The following is a 19,773-nucleotide window of genomic DNA, read 5'->3' on the forward strand; positions in this document are numbered from 1 at the left end:
GGGTGCCGGTCCGACCCGCACTCTCTCAGAGGCCGGGCCCCCGCACTCCTTCAGGGGCCGGGTCCCCGCTCTCACTCAGCGGCCCGGGACTCAGTCCTCGTCGGGCAGGACCACGTTGAGGGCCCAGGACACGACCGAGATGATCAGGCCGCCGAGCAGCGCGGTCCAGAAGCCGTCGACATGGAAGCTGAGCTCGAACACTCCGGCCAGCCAGGAGGTCAGCATCAGCATCAGCGCGTTGACCACCAGGGTGATCAGCCCCAGCGTCAGGATGAACAGCGGGAATGTCAGCAGCTGGACCACGGGCTTGACCAGGAAGTTCACCAGGCCGAAGATCAGTGCGACCAGGATCAGGGTGAGGATCTTGCGGCCGGTGGAGCCGCCCTCCAGCGTGATGCCGCTGATCAGCCAGATGGCCACGGCCAGCGCACCCGCGTTGGCGATCGTCTTGACTACGAAATTCTTCATGTGTCTGATCGTGGCAGACATGATCGGTGGTGCACACCGACAGCGCGGGCACGACCGGCGGAGCACGCGACCGACCGGGCGGACGACCGCGGAGCAGGCAACCGGCAGTACGGGTCACAAGGGGCGGACGGGCCATGAAGGCATTCAGACTGGACGAGCTGGAGGCGGAACGGGCCGCCAACGACGGGGCGTACCTCCAGTTCGTGCGGGAGCGGAACATGTCCGTCGGCCTGTACGCCCTGGACGCCGGCGCGCTCGATCCGCAGCAGCCGCACCAGCAGGACGAGGTGTACTTCGTCGTCAGCGGGCGCGCGTCGATCACGGTCGGCATGGAGACGACGCAGGTCGGCCGGGGGAGCGTCGTCTATGTGCCGGCCGGAGCGGCCCACAAGTTCCACCACATCACCGAGGACCTCCGGGTGATGGTCGTCTTCTCTCCGCCGGAGGGCTGAACCCCCGGGTTCCCTAAGGGTTCGATCAGGGGTCTTCAAGGGCTGCGAGGCCCCCGCCGGGGTCTCCCGCGCCCTTAGCATCGAGGCAGGAACTCAGAGAGACGAGGTAGATGGCGATGGCCGTGCGGGAGATATTCGCGGGGATGCCCTGGTGGGTGAAGTGGATCGCGGTGCCCGTCATCGCGATCTTCGTGTTCGGCGGGCTGATCGCCAGCGTGGTCGGCTTCGTGATCGGCCTGCTCTTCAAGGCCCTGGTCTTCGTCGTGGTGGTCGGCGGACTGGTCTTCGTCGTACGCAAGTTCACGTCCTCGTCGTCCTCGCGCGGTGACTGGTAGCGGCTGACCAGGGCTGTCCGGCGGTAGAGGCCCGGCGGGCAGCGGCGAGCTCCGCCCGGGCGGTGAGGGATTAGCCCAGCTGAGCTAAGTCCAGGATGAAAACCCCCTCCTGCCGGAAGCGGCCGATACAGTGACATGACGCTGCCGCCATCCGGAATGTGACCTTCTGTCACCGAATTGACCGAGTGACATGGTTTGCACGACAGTTCGGTCGTTGATCTCCATGCGGTGATCTCCGATGGGTTATTTCCGGTCGTTGGTGTCCGGTTCGTCGGTGTCCGCGCCCCGGTCCTCGCCGGTCACCGGAATGCCGGTCGCTCCGGCTCCTCCGGTTCTCAGGATCGCGGCAGACCTGTGGGGGCGGCCCCCACGGGAGGGCTGATGGCCCGTCACCATGCCTGGGGGCGACCTTGACCACGGCATCGACCACCGCCGTCCCGACGCTGATCGGTTCGGTACAACGGGCATTGAGGCTGCTGGAGGCTGTGGGCGCCCATCGGGACGGGGCACCGGCCAAGCAACTCGCCCGTGAGGCGGGCCTCCCGCTGCCGACCGCGTACCACCTGCTGCGCACCCTCACCCATGAGGGCTATCTCCGCCGGGAGAACGGCGTCTTCCTCTTCGGCGCTGCCGCCGAGAACCTGACCGCCGCTCAGGCCGTGAGACCCCGCCCCGCCACCGTCACCGACTCCCTCGCGCACTGGCGGGACGCCATCGGGGTCCCGGTGTACTGCGCCGTCTACCGGGAGGGCGAGATCGAGCTCATCGCGGTCGCGGACGCCCCCGACGCCCCGGCGGTGGGCGAGTGGGCCTCCTTCCGGGAGACCGGGCACGCGCATGCGATCGGGCAGTGCCTTCTCGGCCAGTTGGACGAGAAGGGCCGCGAGGACCACCTCGACCGGTACCCCGTACGCCCGCTCACCCGTTACTCAGTGCGAGATCGCGCGGCGTTTCTGGAGCGGCTGCGCTCGTTACGTCAGGGTGAACCGGTCATCGAACGCCAGGAGTACGCACTGGGGACCGTCTGCGCCGCCATTCCCGTGACGGCCGGTGCGACCCTTGCGGCCATGGCCATTTCCGTACCTCTGGACGACGAAGAACGGTTGCTGCCCGCAGTCGAACAGCTACGCTGCGAAGTGGCGCGCCTCTTGCGCTCGTTCGTGTTCTCTATCAGTATCTGAAAAATCACTCCTTGTGATCTGCTATCGCGTGCACCACGATGGCGTCAATAGGGCCATAGGGGATCATTCCTGGCCAGTTTCATCTACTGCGGGGTTGAACGATGCGCGAGTCGGTTCAAGCAGAGGTCATGATGAGCTTTCTCGTCTCCGAGGAGCTCTCGTTCCGTATTCCGGTGGAGCTCCGGTACGAGGTGGCTGATCCGTATGCCATCCGGATGACGTTCCACCTGCCCGGCGATGCCCCTGTGACCTGGGCATTCGGTCGTGAGCTGCTGCTGGACGGGCTCAACAGCCCCAGCGGCGACGGCGATGTGCACATCGGGCCGACCGAGCCCGAGGGCCTGGGCGATGTGCACATCCGGCTCCAGGTAGGGGCGGACCGCGCGCTGTTCAGAGCCGGTACGGCGCCGCTGGTGGCGTTCCTCGACCGGACGGACAAGCTCGTGCCCCTCGGTCAGGAGCACACGCTCGGTGACTTCGACGGCAACCTGGAGGAGGCACTGGGCCGCATCCTCGCCGAGGAGCAGAACGCGGGCTGACCGGGCACGTCCGGCCTCCCGCGCCTCGCGGCGGCCCGGGCCGGGGATGTGGACCGCGTCCCGGCCCGCCGACGCCCCGGCCGCGCCCTACGCCTTGCGGCGGCGACCCCTGCCGGTGCGTGCGGGGGCGGCCGCCGTGGACGAGGAGGCGCCGGCGCCCGGGCGGTCCGCGGAGACCACCAGCGCGGCCAGCACCGTCGTCACCGGCACCGACGCGACGAGCCCGATCGAGCCGACCAGCGTCCGGACGATCTCCTCCGCGATCAGCTCGCTGTTGGCCACCGTCCCCACGCTGCTCTGGGCGATGGAGAAGAGCAGCAGCAGCGGCAGCGCCGCGCCCGCGTACGCCAGCACCAGGGTGTTCACGACCGAGGCGATGTGGTCCCGTCCGATGCGGATGCCGGCCCGGTACAGCCCGCGCCAGCCCATCCGCGGGTCCGCCTGGTGCAGTTCCCAGACGGCGGATGTCTGGGTGACCGTCACATCATCGAGCACCCCGAGCGACCCGATGATCACACCGGCCAGCAGCAGGCCGCTCATGTCGATGTCCGGGTAGAGCCCGTGGATGAGGCCGGTGTTGTCGTCGGTGTTGCCGCTCAGGCTCGCCCATCCGATGAAGAGGGAGCCGAGCAGCCCGATCAGCAGCAGCGAGATCAGCGTGCCGATGACCGCGACGGACGTACGCGCCGTCACCCCGTGGCACATGTAGAGCGCGGCCAGCATGATGGCACTGGCCCCGATCACCGCCACCACCAGCGGATTCGAGCCCTGAAGGATCGCCGGCAGGATGAACAGGGTCAGTACGGCGAACGAGACGGCCAGCGCCACCAGGGCCATCACCCCCCGCAGCCTGCCCACCGCGACCACCGCCAGCGCGAAGATCGCGGCCAGCAGCGCCAGCGGGACCTTCCGGTTCACGTCGGTGACGGAGTACTGGAGGTCGCGGGGCGCGTCGGGGGCGTACGCCACGACCACGCCCTGGCCCTCGCGCAGTTGGCGGGGCGCGTCCGGCTGGACGACCTCGACGAACCTGCGGCCCTTGTCGTCGCCCGTGGTCACCTCGACGGTCGCCTTCGCGCACTCCCCCTCCTGCTCGTTGACGGCCTCGCGGCCCGAGGGGGTGGAGGTGTCGCCGGTCGGGGGCACCTGCGCGGCGTTGACGTCCGCGCAGTCGACCTGGACGACCTGGACGACCTTGCCGTCCTGGGTCTGCCGGTCGAAACCGACGCCGGTGCGCTCGTGGTCGGGGGCGCCGCCGGGCCAGAAGGCGATCAGGCCGACGACGACCGCCGTGGCGAACGGGATCAGCACGGCGGCGATGACCTTGCGCAGGTGCTTGGAGACCGGGGCGGCGGGTCCGTGGCTGTGCGTGTGGCCGTGGGTGTGGCCCGGGGGCGGCGGCTGGGGTGCGGGGTCGCTTTGGGGGGAGGTCACGGGGCGATCATCGCAAGAACGAGGGGGCCCTCTGGTCAGCTCGCCGGAAAGGACGCTAGCGTGGAGGCACTTTGCACACGCGGGAGCTCGGAGCACCGGGCTGAGAGGGCGCTGATCGCCGTACGTCCGTACGGGAAACGCTGCGCCGACCGCCGAACCTGTTACCGGGTAATGCCGGCGTAGGGAGTAGGTCTCATGACCACAGCGGACGCACGCACGCCTGCCTCGAAACAGAACGACGAGCCGCGCACCGGCGGGACGTCGAACGACGGGGCCGGGAAGTCCATCGGCTGGCACAAGGGATACGTCCAGGGCTCGCGCCCGGACCTCCGGGTTCCGGTCCGACAGGTGCACCTCACCAACGGCAAGGACGTGACGCTGTACGACACGTCGGGGCCGTACACCGATCCCGCCGTCGACACCGATGTCCGCCGGGGGCTCGCGCCCCTGCGGGAGAACTGGATCATCGCCCGCGGCGACACCGAGGAGTACGCGGGCCGCCCGGCCCGCCCCGAGGACGACGGGCTCAAGCACACCTCGCCGCGCGGCGGACTGCGCAACCTCGACGCGGTCTTCCCCGGCCGCCCGCGCCAGCCGCGCCGCAGCCGCGACGGACGGCCCGTCACCCAGCTCGCGTACGCCCGGCGCGGGGAGATCACCCCGGAGATGGAGTACGTCGCGATCCGGGAGAACGTCGAGCCCGAGGTCGTGCGCGAGGAGATCGCGGCGGGCCGGGCGGTGCTGCCGGCCAACGTCAACCACCCCGAGATCGAGCCGATGATCATCGGCAAGCGGTTCCTGGTGAAGGTCAACGCCAACATCGGCAACTCGGCCGTCACCTCCTCCATCGAGGAGGAGGTGGACAAGATGACCTGGGCGACCAAGTGGGGCGCCGACACGGTCATGGACCTGTCCACCGGCCGCAACATCCACACCACCCGCGAGTGGGTGCTGCGCAACTCCCCCGTGCCGATCGGCACCGTCCCGCTCTACCAGGCCCTGGAGAAGGTCGACGGCCGGGCCGAGGAGCTGACCTGGGAGATCTACAAGGACACCGTCATCGAGCAGGCCGAGCAGGGCGTGGACTACATGACGGTGCACGCCGGCGTGCGCCTGCCGTACGTCCCGCTGACCGCCCGCCGCAAGACCGGCATCGTCTCGCGCGGCGGCTCGATCATGGCGGCCTGGTGCCTCGCGCACCACAAGGAGTCCTTCCTCTACGAGCGCTTCGAGGAGCTCTGCGAGATCCTCGCGGCGTACGACGTCACCTACTCCCTCGGTGACGGGCTGCGGCCCGGGTCGATCGCCGACGCCAACGACGAGGCGCAGTTCGCCGAGCTGCGCACGCTGGGCGAGCTGAACACGATCGCCAAGCGGTTCGGCGTACAGACGATGATCGAGGGCCCCGGGCACGTCCCGATGCACAAGATCAAGGAGAACATCGACCTCCAGCAGGAGATCTGCGAGGAGGCGCCGTTCTACACGCTCGGCCCGCTGACCACGGACGTCGCGCCCGCCTACGACCACATCACCTCCGGCATCGGCGCGGCGATGATCGCCTGGTGGGGCACGGCGATGCTCTGCTACGTCACGCCCAAGGAGCACCTGGGGCTGCCCAACCGGGACGACGTGAAGACGGGCGTGATCACCTACAAGATCGCCGCCCACGCGGCCGACCTCGCCAAGGGGCACCCGGGCGCGCAGGAGTGGGACGACGCGCTCTCGGACGCCCGGTTCGAGTTCCGGTGGGAGGACCAGTTCAATCTGGCCCTCGACCCGGACACGGCCCGGGAGTTCCACGACGAGACGCTGCCCGCCGAACCGGCGAAGACGGCGCACTTCTGCTCGATGTGCGGGCCGAAGTTCTGCTCGATGAAGATCTCCCAGGACATCCGCCGTCAGCACGGCGGTTCGCAGGAGGAGATCGAGGAGGGCATGGCGGAGAAGTCGAAGGAGTTCGCCGCCGCCGGGAACCGGGTCTACCTGCCGATCGCGGACTGACCCCCGCCGCACCGGAGCGGCTCCCCCGGCCGGACCGGCCGGGGGGCCGCCGTGGGCCCGTGAGGGCCCGCGCCCCGGGCGGGGGCCCTACAGGGAGTCGGACGGTCCGAGGTCCGCCGCTGCCGGCTCTCCCCGCCCGATCGTCAGGGACCAGCGCACGGCGGAGGAAGCCCGGACCGTGACGGCGCCCGGGCCGCCCGCGCCCCGCAGGGCCAGCTGGTTGTACGTGGTCGTCACCTCGCCCTCGACGCACGTCAGGGGGAACGTGACGTTCACCGGCTTCACGGTGACGTCGACGGTCCCCTCGCCCCGGCAGCTCGCCGCGACGATCAGCGCATCGCCCTTCCGCCCTTCGCCGAACGCGAGGATGCGGTTCCCCCGCGTCTCGTCCTGGCGTACGACGACGGTCTCGGTGTCGTCCAGTGCGGGGGGCCGTGCCACGGCGGGTTGCGCGCGACCGGTCGCGGCGGTGGGGGCCGGCGCGGCGGTCGCCGGCTTCGTCGGCTCGGGGGGCTGTGGGCTCCCGTTCCCGCCCGTACCGGCCGGCGAGCAGGCCAGGACCAGCGGGAACACGATCACCGAGAGGACGGTCAGCTCGGCCAAGGGGCGACGTCGTGACATGAGGTGATCTCCCGAATGGCGCGGTCGGAGCGGCGAGCACGGCCCATGAGCCCTGATCCTGCTGCGAGGACGCTGGGGGGACAAGGCCGTTCGGGGAACTCTGAGGAGAACTTGACGTTCCACATCGGGCTGCCGTCACGCTGCCCGCCCCCGCGCTGCCGTGCGTTCACGAGGAGCGAGAACCTCGGGCGAGGACCTCAGGAGCCGTGCGCTCCGCCGAACGGGTTGTCGATGACGTACCGCCAGAATCCGTCGCGACCACGGCGCGCGACGTCCGTCGCCGTGCCCGCGATACGGGTCGGAGCACCGTCCGCCGCCGTGCCCTCCACCGTCCAGTCGACGATCAGGAGCGCCAGATCGCCGGAGACGTAGGTGTGGCGGGGAGTCACACGGATCGGCACGCGCAGCGCGAGGAAGCCCTCATGGGCCGGGAGCCGCCCCGGCCCGGCCGTGGGTGCGCCGGGCCGGGGGACGAACAGGGCCTCCTCCTCGTACAGCTGGTCGATGATCCGGGGGTCGAAGGTGTTGAACGCCCGTTCCAGGACGTACGGGTGCTCCGCGGCCTCGGTGGTGAGCCGCACACTGGTGGGATGCGTCATATGGTCAGCCAACAGCCCGCCGACGTGGGTCACCAAGCGGATACCTTCGCGGACTGGGACCCGGAGCTGGCGCCCACCGCCCCCGGCCGCACTCGGCGACCCGAGGGGGACTGTCCGGTCGAGGTGGCGCTCGCCGCGGTCTCCGGGCGCTGGACCACCCTGATCCTGCGCGAACTCATGGGCGGGCCGCGCGGGTTCACAGAGCTGCGGGAGCGGCTGCCGGAGGTGTCGGCGAAGGTCCTCAGCCACCGCCTGAGGGAGCTGGGGGAGGGCGGCCTGGTGTCGGTGGAGCGGCAGCGGGGCTTTCCCGTACGCAGCCGCTACGCGCTGACGGCGTCGGGGCAGGCGCTGCGGCCGCTGCTGGTGGAGCTCTACGCGACCGGTGAGGCGCTGCTCGCTCTGGGCGGCGGCCCGGGCCCGGATGCGGGCGCTCGGGGTGCGGCGGGCTGACGGGCTGCGGTGCTGTTCGGCGTGCGGCGGGTTGACCGGTTGCGGTGCTGTTCGGCGTGCGGAGGCTGACCGGCTGCCGTGCTGTTTCGGCGTACGGGACGGGCTCGGGCTCGGCGTCGGGGCGGGTCCGGCCGTGCGCGCCGGCTACTCCGGCCGGTGCTCGGGGCCCCCGAAGTCCGGGCTGGTGAAGTCGGGGCTGGTGAAGGTCGGCCGGGGGCCCGCCGACGGGCCGTCCTCGGGGCCGGCGAAGTCCGGCCTGCTGTAACCGATCTTCGGGATGCGGTTGGGCGAGCGGAGCGGGGTCCGCGCGGCGGGGCCCGCCGCGGGGTCGGCCAGGGCGTCCCGGAGGAAGGGCAGGATGCCGCGCTCCAGCAGGGCGTGCCGCCACGCCTCCCTGGCCCGGGCGACCTCCTCCGGCAGCTCCTGCTCCTCGTCCTCGGCGACCGACGAGGAGGAGCCGTTGCGCAGGGCGGCGACGAGCAGGCCCACGGCGGCGACCAGGATGGCCGCGGCGGCGACGGCCGCGAAGAACCACCCGGCCGCGATCATGGTGGCGCCGAAGGCCAGGGAGGGGCTGACCGCCTTCAGCACATAGCCGATGAGCAGGAATATCACCGCCGCGGTGCCGGCGAGGAGCGGCGTCAGGACGGTGAGGACCGCCCCCACTCCGGCACCCGGGCCGGGCGCTCCCGAGGCGTCCGCGTACGACTCGCCCTCCGGGACGGTGGCCCTCGCAGCGCGCAGATCGGCGCGGGCCTTGACGTAGTGCTCGTACTCGGTGGCGGCGGCCGTGGTGATCAGCGCCGTGGCGTTGAGGGCCATGGTGCGCAGCTGTTCGGTGTTGAGCCGGTCACCGACGCCCTCCAGGTCCGGGCGTTCGTGGGCGTGGCGCAGTGCGTCGCCCAGGATCCGCGCGTACTCGGGGCCGTCTTCGGCCAGCAGGTGCGGAGCATTCGTCATCTGCATCCCCCGATGCTCCGTCGTGCCCGGCGGCCCGCGTGGACCGGGCGATCGGGCGGAAACGGAGGAGAGCCTGCTACTGATGAGCCGATGGTAGAGCGGTCACTGCATGGGGTGACAGAGGGTTTCCTGAAATAGACCCGCCGATCGGCGTGATCGGCACGGTCCGAACCCTGAAGGGTCTTCCCCGCCCGGGGTCAGTCATGCAGGGGGAGTTGGACGACCAGAAGCTTTCCGGCCATGGTCACTCCGCCGTCCATGGCGATGGCGAGCCCGTCCGCGTACACGTGCGGACCGTTCACCACCGGACCCGAGCCGTTCTCGCCGTCCTCCGTCCCGACCTCGCCGAGGAGATACGGGATGGGGCTGTGACCATGGACGACGCGCTGTCCGCCGTACGTCGCCATCAGCTCGCGCACCGCGTCGGCGCCGCCCTCGTCGCGGAAGGCGAACCGCTTGGTGAGCTTGCGGAAGAGGTCCCAGCACTCGTCGGCGTCGTTGCGCGTGAGGATGGCGGTGATGGTGTCGTTGACGTCCTCGATGGTGGAGCCGTAGTCGAGGTAGGCCGTCGTGTCGGAGTGCATCAGCAGATGCCCGTCCTCCTCGACGACCGCGTCGAGCCGCGACATCCACTGGAGGTGCACGTCCTGGAGGCGGTCCATATCGCTCTTCTGGCCGCCGTTGAGCAGCCAGGCGGCCTGGAACGTGGCGGTGCCGGCACCGGAGTTGACGGGGGTGTCCGCGAACCGCTTGGCGCCGATGAGCAGCAGCTCGTGGTTGCCCATCAGGGCCTTGCAGTAGCCGCCCGCCGCCGCCGCCTCGGCGGAGAGCCGCATGACGAGGTCGATGACGCCGATGCCGTCCGGACCGCGGTCGGTGAAGTCGCCCAGGAACCAGAGCCGGGCGTTGCCCGCGGCCCAGTTGCCCTCGGCGTCGATGAGGCCCTGGGCGGCGAGGGCGGCCACCAGCTCGTCGAGATAGCCGTGGACGTCGCCCACGACGAAGAGCGGGCCGCGCCCCTCCTCGGTGACGGGGCGGGGTTCGGGGACGGTCTGCATCTTGACGGTGTCGCCGCGGTTGATGACGGGGAGGTCGCGCTCGGTGGGCGTGTACCCCTCCGGGGGCTCGTCGGCGACGGCCGCGTTGCCGGGGTGCGGCAGGTGGGGCGGGGCGGGCGCGTGGGGCGGGGCGGGGGTGTGCGGCGGCACGGGGGCGTGCGGTGCCGGAGGCGGTGGCGCGTGCTGCGCCGGGGCGGGCGCGTGCTGCTCCGGCGTACGCGGGGGCAGCGACGGGTGCGGCGTAGCGCCGGGCGTCTGCGGTGGTACGGGCGTCTGCGCGTACGGCGGAACCCGGAAGTCACGCAACGTCGCCGTCCGCACCACGGGTTCCTGACCGGCCCCCTGTGTCATCGACCCCTCCACCACCGTCGCGCCGCCGCACACCTGACGGGCCCTGCCTGGTAGAGGTGGTCCGCGGTGTCGTGCGCCCATCATAGGAATGCGGATCGATCTGTGTGACGCACCAGGGGTGGTGAATCCGGGCGCACGTACGGTTCACCGGCCTATTAGTCCGAAAAGAGATGATCAGTCCCCGCTGGGGGAACGCGGCGCGGAGACCGTGGTGCGCGGCGGACGGCGTTGCGAGGACGTCCGGACGATGAGCTCGGTCGGTATCACCTGCTCCACCGGCCCGTCGTGCTCGACCCCTTCGATGGCGTCGATGAGGAGCTGGACGACGGCCGTGCCGATGCGGCGGGGCTTGAGCGAGAGCGTCGTGATGGGCGGTTCGGTGGCCGCGTACACGGTGGACTCGCTGCAGCAGACCAGCAGCAGGTCCTCCGGGACGCGCAGACCGTAGCGGCGGGCGGCCGCGAGGAGATCGGTCCCGTTGGGGTCGAAGAGCCCGTAGACCGCGTCGGGGCGGTCCGGGCGGGCGAGCAGCCGGTCGGCGGCGACCGCGCCCGCGCAGGGGTCGTGCGCCGGGTAGGACTCGTAGACGGGGTCCTGGCCGACGCGCTCGCACCAGTGCAGATAGGCCGTGGTGGAGAGCCGGGTGTAGGTGTCGGTGGTGGTGCCGGTCAGCAGGCCGATACGGCGGGCTCCGGCGGCGGCGAGGTGGTCGAGGAGGTCGAGCACGGCGGCCCGGTGGTCGTTGTCGACCCAGGCGGTGACGGGGAGCGTCCCGGCCGGGCGGCCGTCCGAGACGACGGGCAGCCCCTGGCGGACGAGTTCGGTGACGACCGGGTCCTGGTCGGAGGGGTCGATGACGACGGTCCCGTCGAGCGCGACGTTCGACCAGACGTCGTGGCGGGAGGTGGCGGGGAGGATCACGAGGGCGTAGCCCCGGGCGAGCGCCGCCGAGGTCGCGGCTCTCGCCATCTCCGCGAAGTACGCGAATTCGGTGAAGGTGAAAGGTTCATCCCCGTACGTGGTCACGGTCAGGCCGATCAGGCCCGACTTGCCGGTACGGAGGGTTCGGGCCGCTGCGGAAGGGCGGTAGCCCAAGCGCTCTGCGACCTCGCGGACATGGCTGCGGGTGGCGTCCGGGAGCCTGCCCTTGCCGTTGAGCGCGTCGGAGACGGTCGTGATCGAGACGCCGGCCGCGGCGGCCACGTCACGGATCCCCGCCCGTCCTGGCCGGCCGCTGCGCCGGGGGGTCTCCGTCCGGCTCACCTGGTGCTTCCCTGCTGCTGTCATGGCGAGCCGATAGTAGGGCTCCGGGGCATGGTCGGTCCGGTCGCATATGCACGCATCGACAGGCACGTTTCTGCATGGTCACATGCCGTCAAATAACTTGTAAAACAAGGGCGTTGGATGCTTGGACATTAGTGTGTCATGTGTTGGCGGCTGACGGCCTGCTGAATGGTCGATGTCTCGAAGAGGTCTCAACTCACCACTTCGGGGGACGCGCGCCACGGCGTGAGACACGGGCGTGCGCCAGAACGCGAAACGCTCCCCCCGGGGCGGCTCCGTGGGACGGGCCGCCCCCAGCACCGCGCGAGATTCCTCGCCCCGGCCATTCGCAGCGGCGCTCAATCCTCATAAGGTGAGCAGTATTGATGTGTACGGACGGTCGAGACCGATGTCTGCGGATGCCTACGGACGGTCGAGACTGATGTGTACGGATGGTCGAGGAGGACCTGCGGTGAGCGAGACGAGCCCCAAGCTGCGCGCCGAGCTGGACGGCGTTCCCGCCTATGTGCCGGGCAAGCCCGCCGCGGCCGGCGGACCGGTCGCCTACAAGCTGTCCTCCAACGAGAACCCCTATCCGCCGCTGCCGGGGGTCCTGGAGTCGGCGCTCGCCGCGGCGCACAGCTTCAACCGCTACCCGGACATGGCGTGCACCGGGCTGATGAACGAGTTGTCAGACCGGTTCGCCGTGCCGCTCTCGCACCTGGCCACCGGAACCGGATCGGTCGGCGTGGCCCAGCAGCTGCTTCAGGCCACCTCGGGCCCGGGCGACGAGGTCATCTACGCCTGGCGGTCCTTCGAGGCGTACCCGATCATCACGCAGGTGAGCGGCGCGACCTCCGTGAAGGTGCCGCTGACCGCCGGTGAGGTGCACGACCTCGACGCGATGGCCGCCGCGATCACCGACCGGACCCGGCTGATCTTCGTCTGCAACCCGAACAACCCCACCGGGACCGTGGTGCGCCGGGCCGAGCTGGAACGCTTCCTGGACCGGGTGCCGAGCGATGTGCTCGTCGTGCTCGACGAGGCGTACAAGGAGTTCATCCGCGACGCCGAGGTGCCCGACGGCATCGAGGTCTACCGGGACCGGCCCAATGTGGCGGTGCTGCGGACCTTCTCCAAGGCGTACGGCCTGGCGGGGCTGCGGGTCGGGTTCGCGGTGGCCCACGAGCCGGTGGCCGCGGCGCTGCGCAAGACCGCCGTGCCCTTCGGCGTCAGCCAGCTCGCGCAGGACGCGGCGGTCGCCTCCCTGCGCGCCGAGGACGAGCTGCTGGGCCGGGTCGGCTCGCTGGTCGCCGAGCGGAGCCGGGTGAGCGAGGAGCTGGTGCGGCAGGGCTGGACCGTTCCGGAGTCGCACGCCAACTTCGTCTGGCTGCGCCTCGGTGAGCGGACCCTCGACTTCGCCGCCGCCTGCGAGCGGGCCGGTGTGGTGGTGCGCCCCTTCAAGGGGGAGGGCGTACGGGTCTCGATCGGGGAGAGCGAGGGCAACGACCTCTTCCTGAAGGCGGCGGAGGCGTTCCGCGCCGAGCGGTAGGCGGCCGGTACGCCGCGCCCCGGCGGCTGTGCGGCCGGGTGGCCCCGGACTCTCGTTCTACGAGGTCCGGGGCCCTTTGCGTGGGGCCCGCGGCCTCCTGCGCGGGCCCCTGGCCGAAAAGGGGTACCCCCGGCGAACGGCCCGAAAGCGTGTGCGCCATAATTTGCTTGTGAATGTGAACGCGTTCACAAGCGTGCCCCGTTTGGTCCCGTGATCAGTGGGATTAATGGGGCGGAGTGCCGGTGTCACCACGGCGACGTGGTGCGACCACGGCGACGTAAGGAGAAAGACGACGTGGACCTCGCTCTGGCGCCCGAGACCCTGGCGCGATGGCAGTTCGGCATCACCACCGTCTACCACTTCCTCTTCGTCCCGCTGACGATCTCGCTCGCCGCGCTCACCGCCGGCCTGCAGACCGCCTGGGTGCGGACGAACAACGAGAAGTACCTCAGGGCGACCAAGTTCTGGGGCAAGCTGTTCCTGATCAACATCGCCATGGGCGTCGTGACGGGCATCGTCCAGGAGTTCCAGTTCGGCATGAACTGGTCCGACTACTCGCGCTTCGTCGGTGACGTCTTCGGCGCTCCGCTCGCCTTCGAGGCGCTGATCGCCTTCTTCTTCGAGTCCACCTTCATCGGACTGTGGATCTTCGGCTGGGACCGGCTCCCGAAGAAGATCCACCTGGCCTGCATGTGGATGGTCTCGCTCGGCACGATCCTCTCCGCCTACTTCATCCTGGCGGCCAACTCCTGGATGCAGCACCCGGTCGGCTACCGCATCAACGAGGAACGCGGCCGCGCCGAGCTCACCGACTTCTGGAAGGTGCTCACCCAGGACACCGCGGTGACCCAGTTCTTCCACACCATCACGGCGGCCTTCCTGGTCGGCGGGGCCTTCATGGTCGGCATCGCCGCCTTCCACCTCGCGCGCAAGAGGCACATCCCGGTGATGCGGACCTCGCTGCGGCTGGGCCTGGTCACGGTCGTCGTCGCCGGAATGCTCACCGCCGTCAGCGGCGACAGCCTGGCCAAGGTGATGTTCAAGCAGCAGCCGATGAAGATGGCCGCCGCCGAGGCGCTGTGGGACGGCCAGGAACGCGCGCCGTTCTCGATCTTCGCGTACGGGGATGTCAGCGAGGGCCACAACTCCGTCGAGATCTCCCTCCCCGGGGTGCTCTCCTTCCTCGCCGACAACGACCCGAACTCCTACGTCCCGGGCATCAACGACATCAACAAGGCCCAGGAGGAGAAGTACGGCCCCGGCGACTACCGGCCCAACATCCCGGTCGCGTTCTGGAGCTTCCGCTGGATGATCGGCTTCGGGATGGCCTCCTTCGGCCTCGGCCTCCTGGGGCTCTGGCTGACCCGGAAGAAGTTCCTGCTGCCACCGGCTCTGCGGACCGGCGAGGACGAGGTGCCGAACCTGGTCCTCTTCCGGAACAAGGCGCTGAGCCCGAAGTTCACCAAGCTCTACTGGCTCACCGCGCTCTGGACCCTGCTCTTCCCGCTCATCGCCAACTCCTGGGGCTGGATCTTCACCGAGATGGGCCGCCAGCCGTGGGTGGTCTACGGGGTGCTCCAGACCCGCGACGGGGTCTCCCCCGGTGTATCGCAGGGCGAGATCCTCACCTCGATGATCCTCTTCACCCTGGTGTACGCGGTGCTCGCGGTCATCGAGGTCAAGCTGCTCGTGAAGTACATCAAGGCCGGGCCGCCGGAGCTCACCGAGTCCGACCTCAACCCGCCCACCCGGATCAACGGCCACGACGACGAAGACGCCGACCGGCCCATGGCCTTCTCGTACTGAGCGCACAGGAGCTGAGAGATGGAACTCCACGACGTCTGGTTCGTGCTCATCGCCGTCCTCTGGATCGGCTACTTCTTCCTGGAGGGATTCGACTTCGGCATCGGGGTCCTCACCAAGCTGCTCGCCCGAGACCGCAAGGAGCGGCGCGTTCTGATCAACACGATCGGGCCCGTCTGGGACGGCAATGAGGTCTGGCTGCTCAGCGCGGGCGGCGCGACCTTCGCGGCCTTCCCCGAGTGGTACGCCACCCTGTTCTCCGGCTTCTACCTGCCGCTGCTGATCATCCTGTTCTGCCTGATCGTGCGCGGGGTCGCCTTCGAGTACCGGGCCAAGCGGAACGAGGAGCGGTGGCAGACCAACTGGGAGACCGCGATCTTCTGGACCTCGCTCATCCCCGCGGTGCTGTGGGGTGTGGCGTTCGGGAACATCGTGCGCGGCGTGAAGATCGACGCCGACATGGAGTACGTCGGCACCTTCTTCGACCTGCTGAACCCGTACGCGCTCCTCGGCGGGCTCGTCACGCTCTTCCTCTTCACCTTCCACGGCGCGGTGTTCGCGGCGCTCAAGACGGCCGGGGACATCCGGGTCCGGGCGCGCTCCCTGGCGCTCAAGCTGGGACTGGGCACGGCGGTGCTCGCCCTGGGATTCCTGCTCTGGACCCAGGTCGTCAGCGGTGACCGCTGGAGCCTGGCGGCGATGATCGTGGCGGTGGTGGCCCTGGTGGCCGCGATCGGGGCCATCGCCAAGGGGCGCGAGGGCTGGTCGTTCGCGTTCTCGGGGCTGACGATCGTGGCGGCGGTGGGGATGCTCTTCCTGACGCTGTTCCCGAACGTCATGCCGTCCTCGCTGAACGACGCGTGGAACCTCACGGTCACCAACGCCTCCTCGACCCCGTACACGCTCAAGATCATGACCTGGTGCGCCGGCATCGCCACGCCGATGGTGCTGCTGTACCAGGGCTGGACGTACTGGGTGTTCCGCAAGCGGATCGGCACCCAGCACATCGCGGACGCGCACTGACCCGTACCGGCCCCGCCGGGCCGTGTTTCACGTGAAACACGGCCCGGGTCCCTTCGTTGACCTTGCTGATCCCGACGATCCCGCTGCTGGGGGATGTTTCACGTGAAACCGATCGACCCGCGCCTGCTGCGGTACGCCCGCGCCACCCGCTTCTTCCTCGCGGCCGTGGTGGCTCTCGGCCTGGTCGGGGCCGCGCTCGTGATCGCCCAGGCGATGCTCATCGCCGAGATCGTGGTGGGCGGTTTCGAGGACGGGCTTACGGTCGCCGAGCTCCGTACCCCGCTGATCCTGCTCGCCGCCGTCGCCCTCGGCCGCGCCCTGGTCGCCTGGCTCACCGAGCTGGCGGCCCACCGGGCGAGCGCGGCGGTCAAGTCGGAGCTGCGCGGCCGACTCCTGGAGCGGGCCGCGCACCTGGGTCCCGGCTGGCTGAGCGGGCAGCGCACCGGCTCCCTGGTGGCGCTGGCGACGCGCGGGGTCGACGCGCTCGACGACTACTTCGCGCGCTACCTCCCGCAGCTCGGGCTCGCGGTCGTCGTGCCGGTGGCGGTGCTGGCCAGGATCGTCACCGAGGACTGGGTCTCGGCGGCGATCATCGTGGTCACCCTGCCGCTCATCCCCCTCTTCATGGTCCTGATCGGCTGGGCCACCCAGTCCCGGATGGACCGGCAGTGGCAGCTGCTCTCCCGGCTCTCCGGCCACTTCCTGGACGTCGTCGCCGGGCTGCCGACGCTCAAGGTCTTCGGCCGGGCGAAGGCCCAGGCCGAGTCGATCCGGACCATCACCTCGCAGTACCGCCGGGCCACCCTGCGCACCCTGCGGATCGCCTTCCTCTCCTCGTTCGCCCTGGAACTCCTCGCCACGCTGTCGGTCGCCCTCGTCGCCGTCACCATCGGGATGCGGCTCGTGCACGGGGAACTCGACCTCTACACCGGGCTGGTGGTCCTGATCCTGGCCCCGGAGGCGTATCTGCCGATCCGGCAGGTCGGGGCGCAGTACCACGCGGCGGCGGAGGGGCTCTCGGCCGCCGAGGAGATCTTCGCGGTCCTGGAGACCGAGCCCCGCGCCACCGGCGTCGAGGACGTCCCGGACTCGACGCGCCTCGAACTGGCGGCGGTGACCGTACGCCACGAGGGCCGCGCCGACCCGTCGCTGGACGCCGTCTCGCTCACCGTCGAGCCGGGGGAGACCGTCGCCCTGGTCGGCCCGAGCGGCGTCGGCAAGTCCACCCTGCTGAACGTGGTCCTCGGGTTCGCCGTACCCGACGAGGGGCACGTCAGGGTCGGCGGCCGGGACCTCGCGGACCTGGACCTGGAACGCTGGCGGAGCCGGATCGCCTGGGTCCCGCAGCGCCCCCACCTCTTCGCGGGCACGATCGCGGAGAACGTACGCCTCGCCCGGCCCGACGCCGACGACGAGGCGGTGGTGGCGGCGCTGCGGGACGCGGGGGCGTACGACTTCGTCGCGGAGCTGCCGGACGGGGTGCGGACCCCGCTGGGTGAGGACGGCGCGGGGCTCTCCGCGGGCCAGCGCCAGCGCCTCGCCCTGGCCCGCGCGTTCCTGGCCGACCGGCCGCTGCTCCTGCTGGACGAGCCGACCGCGAGCCTGGACGGGGAGACGGAGGCGGGGATCGTCGAGGCCGTACGGAGACTGGCGGCGGGCCGGACCGTGCTGCTGGTGGTCCACCGCCCCGCACTGCTCGCGGTCGCGGACCGGGTGGTGACGCTGGAGCCGCGACGGGCGGAGGCCGATGTGCCGGGGCCGGTCGCCGATGTGCCGGCATCGGTCAGGGCGGCCGTGGCCCCGGGCCCACCCGTCCCGCAGCCCCCGGCCGGCGGCGAGCCCCTGGACGCGCGCCGCCCCGGGGACGTACTGGAGGCCGAGGACGCGCCGGGAGCCGTGACGCCGCTGCGGGAGACCGGTGCCCGCTCCGGCCGGGTCCTCGCCCGGGTCCGTGCGGCGGCGGGGGCGCAGCGCGGGCAATTGGCCCTGGGGCTGCTGCTGGGCAGCCTCGCGGTCGGGTCGGCCGTGGGACTCATGGCCGTCTCCGGCTGGCTGATCTCCCGCGCCTCCGAACAGCCGCCGGTGCTCTATCTGATGATGGCCGTCACCGCGACGCGCGCCTTCGGCATCGGCCGGGCGGTCTTCCGGTACGCGGAACGCCTCGTCTCGCACGACGCCGTGCTGAAGCTGCTGGCCGAACTCCGGGTCGCGGTGTACCGGGGCCTCGAACGCGTCGCGCCCGCCGGTCTGCGCACGGTGCGCCGGGGCGATCTGCTCTCCCGGCTCGTGGCCGACGTGGACGCGCTCCAGGACTACTGGCTGCGCTGGCTGCTGCCGGTCGGCACCGCGCTCACGGTCTCCGTGGCCGCCGCCGGGTTCACCGGCTGGCTGCTGCCCGAAGCGGGCCTGATCCTGGCGGCCGGGCTGCTGGTCGCCGGGGTCGGCGTACCGCTGGTCACCGGCGCGTGCGCCCGCCGCACGGAACGCCGGCTGGCCCCCGCGCGCGCCGCCCTGGCCACCCGGGTCACCGACCTCCTCGGCGGCACGGCCGAGCTGACCGTCGCCGGCGCGCTCCCCGCGCGGCAGACGCACATGCGCGCCGCCGACGCGCTGCTCACCCGGATCGCCTCCCGAGCGGCCACCGCGACGGCCTTGGGCGGCGGGCTCTCCGCCCTGGTCTGCGGGCTCACGGTGGTGGCCGCCGCGCTCGTCGCCGTGCCCGCGGTGAACGACGGCCAGCTGGCCGGGGTCGCGCTCGCGGTGGTGGTGCTGACCCCGCTCGCCGCCTTCGAGGCCGTCGCCGGACTGCCGCTCGCGGTGCAGTACCGCCAGCGGGTACGGCGGAGCGCGGAGCGGGTGTACGAGGTGCTCGACGCCCCCGTACCCGTACGGGAGCCCGCGACTCCGGCCGATCCGCCCGCATCCCCGTTCCCGCTGGAGGCACGGGGGCTGAGGGCCCGCTACCCGGGCGCGCACCACGACGCCCTGGAGTCGCTCGACCTGACGCTGACGCCCGGCCGCCGCGTCGCGGTCGTCGGCCCCTCCGGCTCCGGCAAGACCACGCTCGCCCAGGTCCTGCTCCGCTTCCTGGACGCCTCGTCGGGGACGTACAGCCTCGGCGGTGTGGACGCGACGGCGCTGGACGGCGACACGGTGCGGCGCAGCGTGGGCCTGTGCGCCCAGGACGCCCATGTCTTCGACAGCTCGATCCGCGAGAATCTGCGCCTCGCCCGTACCGGAGCCACCGACGCGGAACTGGACGACGCGCTCGCCCGGGCCCGCCTGCTGGACTGGGTCCGCTCCCTGCCCGAGGGGCTCGACACCCCGGTGGGCGAGCACGGCGCACGGCTCTCCGGCGGCCAGCGCCAGCGGCTGGCCCTGGCGCGGGCGCTCCTCGCCGACTTCCCCGTACTCGTTCTCGACGAGCCCGCCGAACACCTCGACCTGGCGACCGCCGACGCGCTGACCGCCGATCTGCTGGCGGCGACCGAGGGGCGGACGACCGTGCTGATCACCCACCGGCTGGCCGGAGTCGAAGCGGTCGACGAGGTGCTGGTGCTGGACGCGGGCCGGGTCGTACAGCGCGGACCGTACGCGGAGCTCGCCGCCGAGGACGGTCCGCTGCGCCGGATGCTGGAGCGGGAGAAGGAGACGGTGGGGGCGGGGGTGGGGTGAGGGAGCGC

Annotated in this window: 17 protein-coding genes and 1 riboswitch; of the genes, 10 read left to right on the top strand and 7 right to left on the bottom strand. The window is 71.0% G+C overall.

What is annotated here, in order from left to right; translation table 11 throughout:
- Positions 1-90: 90 nt before the first annotated feature.
- Complete coding sequence (locus ACLJPL_RS16950) at positions 91-468, bottom strand: phage holin family protein (protein WP_411081665.1); 378 nt, start codon at positions 466-468, stop codon at positions 91-93.
- 134 nt (positions 469-602) lie between these two features.
- Between ACLJPL_RS16950 and ACLJPL_RS16955 the strand changes: the two genes are divergently transcribed.
- The 4 genes from ACLJPL_RS16955 (at position 603) to ACLJPL_RS16970 (ending at position 2,975) form a co-directional block, all read left to right on the top strand.
- Positions 603-920 carry a cupin domain-containing protein gene (locus tag ACLJPL_RS16955; RefSeq protein ID WP_355082570.1) on the top strand — a complete coding sequence of 106 codons (318 nt, stop codon included), beginning with the start codon at positions 603-605 and terminating at the stop codon, positions 918-920.
- A 122-nt stretch (positions 921-1,042) separates the two neighbouring features.
- Positions 1,043-1,255, top strand: coding sequence for a DUF5326 family protein (locus ACLJPL_RS16960; RefSeq protein ID WP_411081784.1), 213 nt, complete (start codon positions 1,043-1,045; stop codon positions 1,253-1,255).
- 410 nt (positions 1,256-1,665) lie between these two features.
- Positions 1,666-2,436, top strand: a complete 771-nt coding sequence (locus ACLJPL_RS16965) for an IclR family transcriptional regulator (protein WP_411081666.1) — start codon at positions 1,666-1,668, stop codon at positions 2,434-2,436.
- A 101-nt stretch (positions 2,437-2,537) separates the two neighbouring features.
- Positions 2,538-2,975 carry an SsgA family sporulation/cell division regulator gene (locus tag ACLJPL_RS16970; protein WP_015609883.1) on the top strand — a complete coding sequence of 146 codons (438 nt, stop codon included), beginning with the start codon at positions 2,538-2,540 and terminating at the stop codon, positions 2,973-2,975.
- An 87-nt stretch (positions 2,976-3,062) separates the two neighbouring features.
- On the opposite strand, the gene ACLJPL_RS16975 is transcribed toward ACLJPL_RS16970, so the two are convergent.
- On the bottom strand, positions 3,063-4,409 hold the full coding sequence (locus ACLJPL_RS16975; protein WP_411081667.1) for a YibE/F family protein: 1,347 nt from the start codon (positions 4,407-4,409) through the stop codon (positions 3,063-3,065).
- A gap of 69 nt (positions 4,410-4,478) precedes the next feature.
- A riboswitch (TPP riboswitch) is annotated at positions 4,479-4,612 on the top strand.
- Between ACLJPL_RS16975 and thiC the strand changes: the two genes are divergently transcribed.
- Positions 4,605-6,410, top strand: a complete 1,806-nt coding sequence (gene thiC, locus ACLJPL_RS16980) for a phosphomethylpyrimidine synthase ThiC (protein ID WP_411081668.1) — start codon at positions 4,605-4,607, stop codon at positions 6,408-6,410. It overlaps the preceding riboswitch by 8 nt.
- 87 nt (positions 6,411-6,497) lie before the next feature.
- On the opposite strand, the gene ACLJPL_RS16985 is transcribed toward thiC, so the two are convergent.
- Both ACLJPL_RS16985 and ACLJPL_RS16990 read right to left on the bottom strand, forming a co-directional pair.
- Entirely contained in the window at positions 6,498-7,031 is a 534-nt protein-coding gene (locus tag ACLJPL_RS16985; RefSeq protein ID WP_411081669.1) for a hypothetical protein, read from the bottom strand.
- A gap of 197 nt (positions 7,032-7,228) precedes the next feature.
- On the bottom strand, positions 7,229-7,630 hold the full coding sequence (locus ACLJPL_RS16990) for a YybH family protein (RefSeq protein WP_411081670.1): 402 nt from the start codon (positions 7,628-7,630) through the stop codon (positions 7,229-7,231).
- On the opposite strand from ACLJPL_RS16990, the gene ACLJPL_RS16995 reads away from it, so the two are divergent.
- The gene (locus ACLJPL_RS16995; RefSeq protein WP_411081671.1) at positions 7,622-8,080 is read left to right on the top strand and encodes a winged helix-turn-helix transcriptional regulator; all 459 of its coding nucleotides are present in this window, start codon (positions 7,622-7,624) and stop codon (positions 8,078-8,080) included. The genes ACLJPL_RS16990 and ACLJPL_RS16995 overlap by 9 nt on opposite strands.
- Positions 8,081-8,224: 144 nt before the next feature.
- Here ACLJPL_RS16995 and ACLJPL_RS17000 read toward each other — a convergent pair whose 3' ends face one another.
- The 3 genes from ACLJPL_RS17000 to ACLJPL_RS17010 form a co-directional block, all read right to left on the bottom strand.
- Complete coding sequence (locus tag ACLJPL_RS17000) at positions 8,225-9,046, bottom strand: hypothetical protein (protein ID WP_411081672.1); 822 nt, start codon at positions 9,044-9,046, stop codon at positions 8,225-8,227.
- Positions 9,047-9,237: 191 nt separating this feature from the next.
- Positions 9,238-10,464 carry a metallophosphoesterase gene (locus ACLJPL_RS17005; protein ID WP_411081785.1) on the bottom strand — a complete coding sequence of 409 codons (1,227 nt, stop codon included), beginning with the start codon at positions 10,462-10,464 and terminating at the stop codon, positions 9,238-9,240.
- 159 nt (positions 10,465-10,623) lie between these two features.
- Positions 10,624-11,736, bottom strand: coding sequence for a LacI family DNA-binding transcriptional regulator (locus tag ACLJPL_RS17010; protein WP_411081673.1), 1,113 nt, complete (start codon positions 11,734-11,736; stop codon positions 10,624-10,626).
- A 448-nt stretch (positions 11,737-12,184) separates the two neighbouring features.
- Between ACLJPL_RS17010 and hisC the strand changes: the two genes are divergently transcribed.
- The 4 genes from hisC to cydD all read left to right on the top strand — a co-directional run bounded on the left by hisC (position 12,185) and on the right by cydD (position 19,765).
- A complete protein-coding gene (hisC, locus tag ACLJPL_RS17015) occupies positions 12,185-13,264 on the top strand; it encodes a histidinol-phosphate transaminase (protein ID WP_411081674.1) in 1,080 nt (359 codons plus the stop codon).
- Between the two features lie 294 nt (positions 13,265-13,558).
- The gene (locus ACLJPL_RS17020; protein ID WP_411081675.1) at positions 13,559-15,070 is read left to right on the top strand and encodes a cytochrome ubiquinol oxidase subunit I; all 1,512 of its coding nucleotides are present in this window, start codon (positions 13,559-13,561) and stop codon (positions 15,068-15,070) included.
- An 18-nt stretch (positions 15,071-15,088) separates the two neighbouring features.
- Complete coding sequence (gene cydB / locus ACLJPL_RS17025) at positions 15,089-16,090, top strand: cytochrome d ubiquinol oxidase subunit II (RefSeq protein WP_411081676.1); 1,002 nt, start codon at positions 15,089-15,091, stop codon at positions 16,088-16,090.
- Positions 16,091-16,192: 102 nt separating this feature from the next.
- Complete coding sequence (cydD, locus tag ACLJPL_RS17030; protein ID WP_411081677.1) at positions 16,193-19,765, top strand: thiol reductant ABC exporter subunit CydD; 3,573 nt, start codon at positions 16,193-16,195, stop codon at positions 19,763-19,765.
- Positions 19,766-19,773 lie beyond the last annotated feature (8 nt).

Source organism: Streptomyces sp. cmx-18-6 (genome assembly GCF_046548915.1).
Lineage (GTDB): Bacteria > Actinomycetota > Actinomycetes > Streptomycetales > Streptomycetaceae > Streptomyces.